Source organism: Hyphomonas sp. UBA4494 (genome assembly GCF_002388935.1).
In the GTDB taxonomy this organism is placed as follows: Bacteria; Pseudomonadota; Alphaproteobacteria; order Caulobacterales; family Hyphomonadaceae; genus Hyphomonas.
Genome location: NZ_DGNK01000016.1, coordinates 1 through 9,445 on the forward strand (window position 1 = coordinate 1; position 9,445 = coordinate 9,445).

15 protein-coding genes are annotated in these 9,445 nt (G+C 60.8%); all 15 read left to right on the top strand.

The features are described 5' to 3' along the window. Positions 1–446: phosphomethylpyrimidine synthase ThiC (locus tag B2P82_RS06055; RefSeq protein ID WP_290495787.1), on the top strand; the 446-nt coding region annotated here is incomplete at its 5' end. After that, positions 433–1,464 (top strand): hypothetical protein, encoded by a 1,032-nt coding sequence (locus B2P82_RS06060; RefSeq protein ID WP_290495789.1) that lies wholly within the window; start codon positions 433–435, stop codon positions 1,462–1,464. The genes B2P82_RS06055 and B2P82_RS06060, both read left to right, overlap by 14 nt. 137 nt (positions 1,465–1,601) lie before the next feature. Next, a complete protein-coding gene (locus B2P82_RS06065) occupies positions 1,602–1,826 on the top strand; it encodes a SlyX family protein (RefSeq protein ID WP_290495790.1) in 225 nt (74 codons plus the stop codon). A gap of 294 nt (positions 1,827–2,120) precedes the next feature. Further along, complete coding sequence (locus B2P82_RS06070) at positions 2,121–2,588, top strand: phage tail protein (protein ID WP_290495792.1); 468 nt, start codon at positions 2,121–2,123, stop codon at positions 2,586–2,588. A 140-nt stretch (positions 2,589–2,728) separates the two neighbouring features. Further along, the gene (locus B2P82_RS06075) at positions 2,729–3,235 is read left to right on the top strand and encodes a hypothetical protein (protein ID WP_290495794.1); all 507 of its coding nucleotides are present in this window, start codon (positions 2,729–2,731) and stop codon (positions 3,233–3,235) included. Between the two features lie 160 nt (positions 3,236–3,395). Further along, positions 3,396–3,692, top strand: coding sequence for a hypothetical protein (locus B2P82_RS06080; protein WP_290495795.1), 297 nt, complete (start codon positions 3,396–3,398; stop codon positions 3,690–3,692). A 218-nt stretch (positions 3,693–3,910) separates the two neighbouring features. Next, on the top strand, positions 3,911–5,239 hold the full coding sequence (locus tag B2P82_RS06085) for a JmjC domain-containing protein (RefSeq protein WP_290495797.1): 1,329 nt from the start codon (positions 3,911–3,913) through the stop codon (positions 5,237–5,239). A gap of 83 nt (positions 5,240–5,322) precedes the next feature. Further along, positions 5,323–5,541 carry a hypothetical protein gene (locus tag B2P82_RS06090; RefSeq protein ID WP_290495799.1) on the top strand — a complete coding sequence of 73 codons (219 nt, stop codon included), beginning with the start codon at positions 5,323–5,325 and terminating at the stop codon, positions 5,539–5,541. 87 nt (positions 5,542–5,628) lie between these two features. Next, positions 5,629–6,258, top strand: a complete 630-nt coding sequence (locus B2P82_RS06095; RefSeq protein ID WP_290495801.1) for a fasciclin domain-containing protein — start codon at positions 5,629–5,631, stop codon at positions 6,256–6,258. A gap of 78 nt (positions 6,259–6,336) precedes the next feature. Beyond that, the gene (gene ruvC / locus B2P82_RS06100) at positions 6,337–6,840 is read left to right on the top strand and encodes a crossover junction endodeoxyribonuclease RuvC (protein WP_206991964.1); all 504 of its coding nucleotides are present in this window, start codon (positions 6,337–6,339) and stop codon (positions 6,838–6,840) included. Beyond that, the gene (ruvA, locus tag B2P82_RS06105) at positions 6,837–7,457 is read left to right on the top strand and encodes a Holliday junction branch migration protein RuvA (protein ID WP_290495803.1); all 621 of its coding nucleotides are present in this window, start codon (positions 6,837–6,839) and stop codon (positions 7,455–7,457) included. The genes ruvC and ruvA overlap by 4 nt, the downstream gene beginning before the upstream one ends. After that, positions 7,454–8,482 (top strand): Holliday junction branch migration DNA helicase RuvB, encoded by a 1,029-nt coding sequence (gene ruvB, locus B2P82_RS06110; RefSeq protein ID WP_206991962.1) that lies wholly within the window; start codon positions 7,454–7,456, stop codon positions 8,480–8,482. Before ruvA ends, ruvB begins: the two co-directional genes overlap by 4 nt. Before the next feature lie 97 nt (positions 8,483–8,579). Then, positions 8,580–8,822, top strand: coding sequence for an HP1242/YdcH family protein (locus B2P82_RS06115; protein WP_290495805.1), 243 nt, complete (start codon positions 8,580–8,582; stop codon positions 8,820–8,822). A gap of 22 nt (positions 8,823–8,844) precedes the next feature. Further along, entirely contained in the window at positions 8,845–8,973 is a 129-nt protein-coding gene (locus tag B2P82_RS06120) for a hypothetical protein (RefSeq protein ID WP_255342028.1), read from the top strand. Positions 8,974–9,085: 112 nt separating this feature from the next. After that, positions 9,086–9,409, top strand: coding sequence for an HP1242/YdcH family protein (locus B2P82_RS06125; RefSeq protein WP_290495807.1), 324 nt, complete (start codon positions 9,086–9,088; stop codon positions 9,407–9,409). Positions 9,410–9,445: the final 36 nt, after the last annotated feature.

Consider the following 9,445-nt stretch of genomic DNA (forward strand, 5'->3'; position numbering starts at 1 on the left):
GCTATGTGACGCCCAAGGAGCATCTGGGCCTGCCGGACCGGGACGATGTGAAAGTCGGCGTCGTCACCTACCGCCTCGCCGCCCACGCGGCAGACCTCGCCAAGGGCCACCCCGCCGCGCAGGTGCGCGACGATGCGGTCTCACGCGCGCGCTTCGACTTCCGCTGGGAAGACCAGTTCAACCTCGCCCTCGACCCCGAAACCGCCCGCGACTTCCACGACCAGACCCTGCCCAAAGAGGCCCACAAGGTCGCCCACTTCTGCTCCATGTGCGGCCCCAAATTCTGCAGCATGAAAATCACCGCCGAAGTGCGGGAATATGCGGCAGGCATGAGCGAAAACGAACGGCTGGATCTAGAAAAGCAGGCCGCCGAAGCGCGCAAGGGGATGGAAGAGAAGAGCCGCGAGTTTATGGACAAGGGCGGAGAGATTTATGTTGAGGATTGATGCGCCGCCTCAGCCAAAACGAAAATTTGTGAGTGAATTTTGTTTGGGACTGATTCACAGTGAAATTGCTGTAGTTGTTGCCCAACAAATAACCGACAAATCTCTGACTATCGACAAGGTCACAGAAGCGTTTCTTGAAAAGTGTCACATCTACATAATCTGCAGCAGACCAAATCTCTGGTTCAATCCTGATGCACAAAAGATAAATCACGTCGGAAACACTGCCATTCTCAGCGGCGAACTGTGTTTGAGAAAAGCTGGCGTCGTAACAACGAAGCAATACTTCGACATCCTCCACCTTGAAGATGGTTGTCGCGCGGTTCTAGAAGACTACCCGCATCGAAGCATTCTCGCCGTACAGAAAAATGGGGAAGTCTCACGATACTTTCCCGCAAATCTGGTAGCGCAGAGAAAGCTGGCCGGCACCGAGTTTTCGGATTGCAAGGTTCTGTATGTCGGTCAGGCATTCGGAGCGGAGGGCGACCGAAACGCTCTGGACCGCTTGAGAAACCATGCAACCCTGCAAAGGATTTTTGCTGATACCTTAAAGAACGAGCCGGACGCGGAGATAGTCGTTGTTCTCGCAAATTACGAAAAACCACTCCTCTTCACTGAATTCGATGGCTCTGCCGACGTCGCCGACGATGCTCAAGTCGAGAAAGAGCGTTTGGACAGCATTGTCGACAACCCACCCAATCTCAAAAAAGTCGTTTGTCTCGCAGAGGCGGGACTAATTCGCTATTTTCAACCTCACTACAATGAGATGTATAAAGAACACTTTCCAAGAGCTCAGCAAAAAATTTTGGACGACTGTTTCAAGCTGGATTTTGCAGCCATCACCTGCGAAATGACAACTGACGACCTGAAATTTCGACTTTATTCAGATACAGTGGAAGCAGGTTTTCACCATATAAAGATGTTCCGTCTTCATAATCCGGAACAACGAAGGACGTTTTCTACTTTTGTCGACAAGGACGGACACTACGCTCCAGTGGAAATAGACGGGCCGATTTATTGAACTGATCCCCGGGTCTGAATGGAGGGTATCGGCGTTGCCCGAGCCCACCCTGTCCCCGCACATTATCGCCGCAGCCGCTGTCGCCGCCCGCTGGCTCGACATTGCCACGCCCCGCCAGCAGCGCTAATCCCTCCATCATGACTGACAGCCCCTCACCGGACTCCGCCCGCCTCGACGAGCTTGAAATGCGTGTGGTCCATCAGGACCAGACGATTGAGGACCTCAACGCCGCCATCACGGCGCAATGGAAGCTGATCGACCGGCTGGAGCGACAGGTCGCGCGCCTCGCCGAGCGCGTCGCCGACAGCGAGCGGTCACCCGGCGACGCGGCCCCCGTGGACCGGCCCCCGCCGCATTATTAGTGCCACCCGGTAGGGCGGGTTAGCGAAGCGTAACCCGCCATCCGCTCTTGCCGTCTGGCGGGTCATGACCCGCCCTACGAATATTCTCTCCTCCCGGAGGCTCCTGCGGACGCAGGAGCCCATCTCGGAGCCTTTCCCCGCGCATATGAGGCAATGACAGGAGATGGATACCTGCCTGCGCAGGTATCTTCGGACATGCGACACGACGGTCCCTGATCCGCCCCAACGCGCTTCCCTCTTGCCGCTTTTCCAAAGCTGCCTAGACTGTCCGCCATCCATAGAGGGGGACACACAATGATTCAGAAATTTGCGATTGTGGCAGCACTGACTGGCGCACTCATGGCGGGGGCTGCGCCTGCCGCCGAGGCGGGGATGGATGACTATCTCGGCGAGATCGTCACGGTGGGCTTCAATTTCTGTCCGCGCGGTATGATGGAGGCCGATGGCCGCCTGCTGCCGATTGCCGAGAATACCGCCCTCTTCTCCCTGCTCGGCACAATGTATGGCGGCGACGGGCGCACGACTTTCGCCCTGCCGGATCTTCGCGGGCGCGTCATGGTGGGCGCAGGCCAGGGCCCCGGCCTGACCGACCGGCGACAGGGCGAGCGCGGCGGAACGGAGTCTGACATTGCCGGCCCGGCGCTGGCCCATGACGGCGGGGCAGACCCGCTGGGCGAATCCACCGCCGGCAACAATATGCCACCCTATCTCGCGCTGAAGCAGTGTATCGTGACGCAAGGCATTTATCCGTCGCGAAGCTAGGCGGGCCAGCGCGGCGATTGCGACCCTGCTGGATACATCCCGCGCTCTCCTCATGCGTCACCCCCCGGCCGCGATAGCGGTCTGGGGTCCAACTCTGAATGCCGCGGCGGGCGCGACCTGTGCCGTCAGGCGCGCAGGCGGTGCACAAAGCGCCGCGCGCTGCGGTGGCAAATTCAGGAGATGGGCTCCCGGATGACTTCGCCATCGGGCAGGACGACGCAGGCAAGATATCCGACAGGCCGCCCCACCATGCCACACTCCCCCGCATGGACCCGGCCTATCGCCCCTTCTTTGCCCATGTCTGGGCCTTCTGCTGGCCTTGGCTGTGGTGGAACCTTGTGCGGCTGACGGCCTGGCGCAAACGCACCGGGCGGCGCGTCTTCGTCACGGTCGACAAATACGGCAATGTGGTCATTCGCTATATCGGCGATGCGCCGACGCCGGACAATGCGTACACTTATACGCCGCCGCGTGTACCGCGCTGGCAGAGCCCCGCTCTGGCAAGCGACCTGCCCTGTGGCCTCAATGTCCCGTCCGCTTTTGTCTGGACCAGTCTGTACATCTTATGGACACTTTATGGACCAGTTCGGGACCAGTTCGGCCATGCGCCGGTCGGCCGGGTCGGCCCGGCCCGCGCGCCGCCCTGAGCCGGCTTTCTCCGTAATTCAGCCCATACACCCGGACGGCCCCGCCGCTCCGGACGCCCGTGCTGGAACGAGTGCTGGCCGGAACCATTCGATTACAGCCCCGTTATGTTCGCAAGCGCTCTGAACTGCGCAACAAAGCACAAGAAGGAAGACCCCGAACATGAGTACAGGAAAAGTCATTGGAATCGCCGTCGCCGTTGTCGCCCTCGTCGGGGCCGTCTGGCTCGGCTCCACGCTGATCGATGTGGACCAGACAGAGCCCGGCAAGCTGCCGGATGTGGATGTCGCCATTGACGCCGAAGCTGGCAAGATCCCCGAATATGATGTCGATACGGGCGAAGTGAATGTCGGCACAGAAACCGAAACGGTGCTCGTGCCTGAAGTTGTGATGGTCGAAGAAGAAGTCGAAGTTCCAACCGTGGACGTTGAAGAACCGGAAGAAACTCCGGAACAATAATCGCCTCGGCGCGAATGCATTCCCCGCCCGATAATCCGGGCATCCAGACCCAATCCGATGGCAGGCCGCAAACGCGGTCTGCCATTTTTTTGAATTGTCTGTCGGCGTCTGTCACGCCAACTCTTCCCCGCAATGCTTGTCCCATCGCCGGATTGGGATTATCTGCCTAGGTCTCAGGGCAATGCAAAAAGCGCCCGAGACCGGGGAGGTCCGACCGAATGACAGATTTCAGCTCGCTGCGCGATCCAGCCAGGCCGGCAAGCCCAGATGCGCCCGCCGCCCTGAACGGCCGCGAACTGGCAGAATTGTTAAGCCCGGTATCATGCGAAGACTTTGTGGATCGCTATTTCGCGCGTCAGTCCCTGCATGTGAAAGGACATGCAGGGAAGTTTGACCATATTTTCAGCATGGAAAGACTGAGGCTGGCTCTCGCAAGAGGGCAGCATATCGAAGATCCCCGCTTCAACCTGACCGCCTCATTCGCGGGCGGGGAAAAAACTGGCAGCCGCAAGCCCATGTTTTCAGCGCAACTGGGTGAGGCCAGCGATCTGCTGAAATCAGGCGCCACGATCTGCATTACCAATATTCACATGGCCGATCCCTTCCTGGCCCGCTGGGCCCAGGCGATCCGCGCGCGCCTCAGCTTTACCGGCACAGTCGGGGTCAATTGTTATGCCTCCCCAGACGGCGCCGGATTACCCATGCATTATGACCGGCGCGTCGCCACGACGCTTCAGATCGCGGGAAAGAAACGCTGGATCTATTCCACAGAGGCCGCCAAACGCTGGCCCGATAACAATGCGACCTATTTCGAAGGTCGCGCTGAGCCCGCCGACATTGATGTCGGGACCCTGCCGGACAATATGGCGTTTCAGGAAGTCGAGCTGAACCCCGGCGACCTTCTGTGCCTGCCGGCCGGCGCGTGGCACGCCGCCCGCGGCGTCGGGTATTCGCTCGCGCTGAACCTCTATTTTGCCCCCCGAAACCTGTTCGACCAATTGGCCCCCCTGCTCCAGGAGTTCGCGGCGTCTCACGACAGCTGGCGCGGAGGACCTCCCGTCACATTGGATGACGCGCACGGGAACCTTCCTGACACGGTGTCAGACTATATGCGCGACCGCCTTGCCGAATTTCAAACCCTGGTGAGTGAAACGCTGGCCGAGCCGGAATCGATGAGCACTCCCTGGCTGACATCACTGACGCAAGGACCCTATACCGGATGGCAACCCGATCCGGTATTGCCCCTGCCAGCCGCGTCGGCGACGGACAGGTTTCTTGTGGTGATGCCGCCGCTGCGCTTCATCGCATCCGGCGGTCGGGTGAGCCTGCCGTGCGACAATGGTCTGTTGGACTTCCCCGCGAACTTCGCGCCCATCCTTCGTCGCCTATCCTCTGAACCGGCGGGGTTTTCGATCCCTGACATCATCGCTGGAACGCAAAGCGCCGATGCCCCTCCGCAAGCGGAGGTCATCGCCCACTTGCAGACATTGTTTCGAAACGGAATAATTGCAAAAAGCGATGCACCACACATGGCACAGCAGACGTGAATTTGTTTTCGCAGTAGATACGCGCGCAACCTTCTCAAATTTCCGGCGTTCTACCGGCTCTCTCCCACAGAAAGCCACAGGACATGTTCACCCAGCTCAATCCACCTATCCCGCTGACCGTCACGGACCGGGGCGACGGCTTCGCCATTGGCGTTATCGACTACGGCCAGGAGCACAACCTCATATGGGTCACGGTAATCACCGCGACCGGCGAAATCTGGTGCGCGCCGAACCCCTCCGTACGCGGCGTCATGAATTGGACAATGGGTCGCCCTCGTCCCGCCACAGATAGCGCCCATTGAGAGATAAATTTTGCTCGGTGCCGCTGAACCAAACCCGAAGGCGCGCGTTACCTGATCATTGCCTGCAGGAGGAAAGGATCCCCGCTCATGAAACGCCATTTACTCATTCCCGTCGCGTCCGCACTATTCCTAGCTGCCTGTTCCGGCGAGTCTTCAGACACGCGCACACTACCGCAAGACCCTGTCCAGCCCTATGCGGATGATGTCGACATTACCCCTTCCCCGGATGCGGGTGAAGAGGAGGTCTATGCCGACACAATGGATCGCGACCAGATGGTCACCTCCGGCCCGAACGTGTTGGACACGATCGCCGCTGATCCGCGCCTGTCGACACTCTATGGTGCCATTGAAGCCGCAAGTCTTGACGAAACCCTCGCCACCGGCGGCCCATACACCATCTTCGCGCCGACCAATGAGGCATTCGATGCCCTGCCCACTGGCCAGCTGGAAGACTATCTGAAGCCAGACAATGTTGACAAGCTCGTCCGTGTGCTAGAATACCATATCGTCGAAGGATCCCTGCGCGCCTCCAATGTGCCCCCCGCAGATGAAGGCGTACCAACAGCCAGTCTGAACGGCCTCGACCTTTCGGTCCGCGACATGGGCGGCGGCAAACTGATGATCAATCAGGCCAGCATTCTCGAAACTGATGTCGAGGGCGGCAATGGGGTCGTACACATCATCGACTCGGTACTGGTGCCACGGGAAACCGAATAGGGTCCCGCTGCAGTCGATGTGAACAAATAGAGAAAATGCAAGGTGTCATTAACCCATCCCGCTGATAGGATGGGCGTCATGACAGCCACGATTCGCATTCTCGGCATCGACCCCGGCCTCCGCCATACTGGCTGGGGTGTCATCGAGCAGACCGGCGCCCGGCTGGCTCATATTGCGCATGGCGTGATCTCGGTAGACACCAGTCTCGCCATGTCGGAACGGCTCGGCGGCATCTTCGAGGCGGTCGGAGAACTGGCCCGGCATTACGGACCACATGCCTCAGGCGTTGAAGAAACGCTGGTCAATGCCAATCCCCGCTCGGCGCTGAAACTCGGCCAAGCTCGCGGCGCGGCCATGGCGGCGCTTTCCATGGCCGGTATTCCTGTCGCCGAATTCGCCCCACGTAAGATCAAGCTGGCCATTGTCGGGACGGGCACAGCGGACAAGGACCAAGTGGCCTTCATGGTTAAACGCCTCCTGCCCCGCGCCGGAGACATGAAATCGGACTCGGCCGATGCGCTCGCCTGCGCAATCTGTACCGCGCACCATTTGCCGCTGGAATTGAAACGAGGCGCCGCATGATCATTGGCAGGCTGACCGGAACCGTTGCCGCGCTCGGCACGGACAACATCCTGATTGACGTCAATGGCGTCGGCTATGTCTGCATGGCCGGCACGCGGCTCTTGTCCAGGGTGCATGTCGGCGAGACCAGTGTCCTGCATGTCGAGACCAAGGTCAGCGAAGCGGCGATCACACTCTACGCCTTCGGCTCTGACGAGGAACGCGCCTGGTTCGTTCGTCTTCAGGATGTGCATGGTGTGGCCGGCAAGGCCGCAATGGCCATCCTTGACGCAATCACACCGGCAGAATTGATGGACGCGATCGCCCTCGGCGATGCGTCCGTGCTGACACGCGCAAAAGGCGTTGGCAAGAAACTGGCCGAGCGGATCACCGGCGAACTGGCTGGCAAGCCGCCGCCGATGGGCCGGTTTGGCAAGTTCGAAACCGCCCAGGTCGCTGGCCTTGCCAGTGCGCCCGTCGCCGCCACCGGCGTGCGAAGCGAGGCAATCTCGGCGCTTGCAAACCTCGGCTATGCCCAAACAGATGCCGCCCGCGCCGTGGCCAGCGCTGCGAAAGATGCCGGCGATGATGATGTCAGCCTCCTGATCAAGGCGGCGCTGAAGGAACTGGCGCGATGAGCCGCGAGGGCGAACTCTCAGACCCCAATGCTCAGGGCGGCGATGCGCTGGACCGCGCGCTGCGGCCGCAGGCGTTTGAGGATTATGTCGGCCAGCGCAAGGCAAAATCGAACCTCAAAGTCTATGTCGACGCGGCCCGCAAGCGCGAAGAGGCGCTGGACCACGTCCTTCTGTTCGGCCCGCCGGGGCTTGGCAAGACGACGCTGGCGCAAATTCTCGCCCGCGAAATGGGCGTCGGCTTCCGCGCGACCTCCGGCCCGGTCATTGCCAAGGCCGGTGACCTCGCGGCGATCCTGACCAATCTCGAACCCAATGACGTCCTCTTCATTGACGAGATTCACCGCCTGCCTCCGGTCGTGGAGGAAATCCTCTATCCGGCGATGGAGGATTACGCCCTCGATATCGTTATCGGCGAAGGGCCCTCGGCGCGGTCTGTGCGGCTGGATCTTTCCCCCTTTACCCTGGTCGGCGCCACCACACGGGCCGGCCTGCTCGCCACGCCGCTGCGCGACCGGTTCGGCATACCGCTGCGCCTTGAATTCTATGAGCCGGAAGAGCTGGCCCGGATCGTCATGGCGGCGGCCCGCAAGCTGACTGCGCCGATCACCGAAGATGGCGCCATCGAGATCGCCAGTCGCGCGCGCGGTACGCCGCGCATCGCGCTGCGCCTGTTGCGCCGAGTGCGCGACTTTGCCGAGGCAGATGGCGGCACGATCACTCAGGATTCCGCCAGAAGCGCGCTGAAACGACTGGAAATCGATTCAGACGGCCTTGATGCGCTGGACCGGCGCTACCTGCATGCACTGGTGAAAACCTATGCCGGGGGGCCGGTCGGCGTGGAAACGCTGGCGGCGGCCCTGTCGGAGGCGCGGGACGCGGTGGAGGACGTGATCGAGCCTTACCTGATGCAAAAAGGATATGTCGCGCGCACGCCGCGCGGCCGGGTCGCAGCGCCGCTGGCCTATGAACGCCTCGGCCTGCCGAATCCGGGCGGTCAGCAATCCGGCCTGTTCGGCGAGAAATAGCCCCCTGCCCGCAAGGATACGTAGTTTCCCCGATTCCGCGTGGCCGCGCGCCGTGTCCTGATAGTGCCAGACACATCTTATCAGGGAGCGACCCAATATGTCCCACACACCGCACGAACTCGCCGAGGAATTCCCGGACGCGACAGACCGTATTCATGCGCTGAAGGAAACGGATGGCCATTTTGCCCGACTGGCCGACGAATATCACGCAGTGAACCGCCAGATTCACCGTATCGAGACGAATGTCGAGCCCGCCAGCGATGTCTTCCAGACGCAGCTGCGCAAGCACCGGATGGCCCTGAAAGACGAGATCAGCGCCATCCTGAACACCCCGGCCTGAAAAGCCGTCAGGAGGACCGGGCATGGGTAATCTGAGTGTAGATGCATTGGCGATTGCCGCCCTGGTCGGGTTTGCCAGCCTGTTGCTGATCGGCGCGGGCCTGACAGCCTGGTTGTGGAAGCAATCGGGCAAGTCCGAAGGCGATTTGTAGGGCGCGCAGAGCGCCCTGCACAAATATCTGAAATAAGGGAAGACATTTCAACCCAGAGATGCTATATAAAATGCAATCGTTTGGATTTTGGGCATAACTGGGGGACACTCACATGGCTCATTCCTTTGCAGGCCTGGCGGGCGAATTCCCGACCGCCGTGCCGGAAATCTTCGAACTGGCATCCATTGATCCGGTTTTCGCGCATCTGGCAGAAGCGTTCGAGGAGATCACGCAGGTGCTGGCCGAGGCCGAAACCAGCATTGAGGATGTGACCCCGCAGGATCGCCGCGCGCTGGAGGCCCGGCGGGCCGAGCTGCGCGCGCAATTATACACCGCGCTTTGTAACGTCACCGGCGATGCTCGCTGGTGTGACGAGGCCGCCGCTGGCACGGAAGGGCCCTCCCCCCCGCCCCTTCCGCGCCGGTCGGCGGCCTGATACGTCCAGCCCGGCGGCCGTCATACGCTGACAGGC

Coding starts and splice junctions, on each gene's coding strand:
- B2P82_RS06060 (WP_290495789.1), top strand. CDS start 433: ATGTTGAGGATTGATGCGCCGCCTCAGCCAAAACGAAAATTTGTGAGT.
- B2P82_RS06065 (WP_290495790.1), top strand. CDS start 1,602: ATGACTGACAGCCCCTCACCGGACTCCGCCCGCCTCGACGAGCTTGAA.
- B2P82_RS06070 (WP_290495792.1), top strand. CDS start 2,121: ATGATTCAGAAATTTGCGATTGTGGCAGCACTGACTGGCGCACTCATG.
- B2P82_RS06080 (WP_290495795.1), top strand. CDS start 3,396: ATGAGTACAGGAAAAGTCATTGGAATCGCCGTCGCCGTTGTCGCCCTC.
- B2P82_RS06085 (WP_290495797.1), top strand. CDS start 3,911: ATGACAGATTTCAGCTCGCTGCGCGATCCAGCCAGGCCGGCAAGCCCA.
- B2P82_RS06090 (WP_290495799.1), top strand. CDS start 5,323: ATGTTCACCCAGCTCAATCCACCTATCCCGCTGACCGTCACGGACCGG.
- B2P82_RS06095 (WP_290495801.1), top strand. CDS start 5,629: ATGAAACGCCATTTACTCATTCCCGTCGCGTCCGCACTATTCCTAGCT.
- ruvC (WP_206991964.1), top strand. CDS start 6,337: ATGACAGCCACGATTCGCATTCTCGGCATCGACCCCGGCCTCCGCCAT.
- ruvA (WP_290495803.1), top strand. CDS start 6,837: ATGATCATTGGCAGGCTGACCGGAACCGTTGCCGCGCTCGGCACGGAC.
- ruvB (WP_206991962.1), top strand. CDS start 7,454: ATGAGCCGCGAGGGCGAACTCTCAGACCCCAATGCTCAGGGCGGCGAT.
- B2P82_RS06115 (WP_290495805.1), top strand. CDS start 8,580: ATGTCCCACACACCGCACGAACTCGCCGAGGAATTCCCGGACGCGACA.
- B2P82_RS06120 (WP_255342028.1), top strand. CDS start 8,845: ATGGGTAATCTGAGTGTAGATGCATTGGCGATTGCCGCCCTGGTCGGG.
- B2P82_RS06125 (WP_290495807.1), top strand. CDS start 9,086: ATGGCTCATTCCTTTGCAGGCCTGGCGGGCGAATTCCCGACCGCCGTG.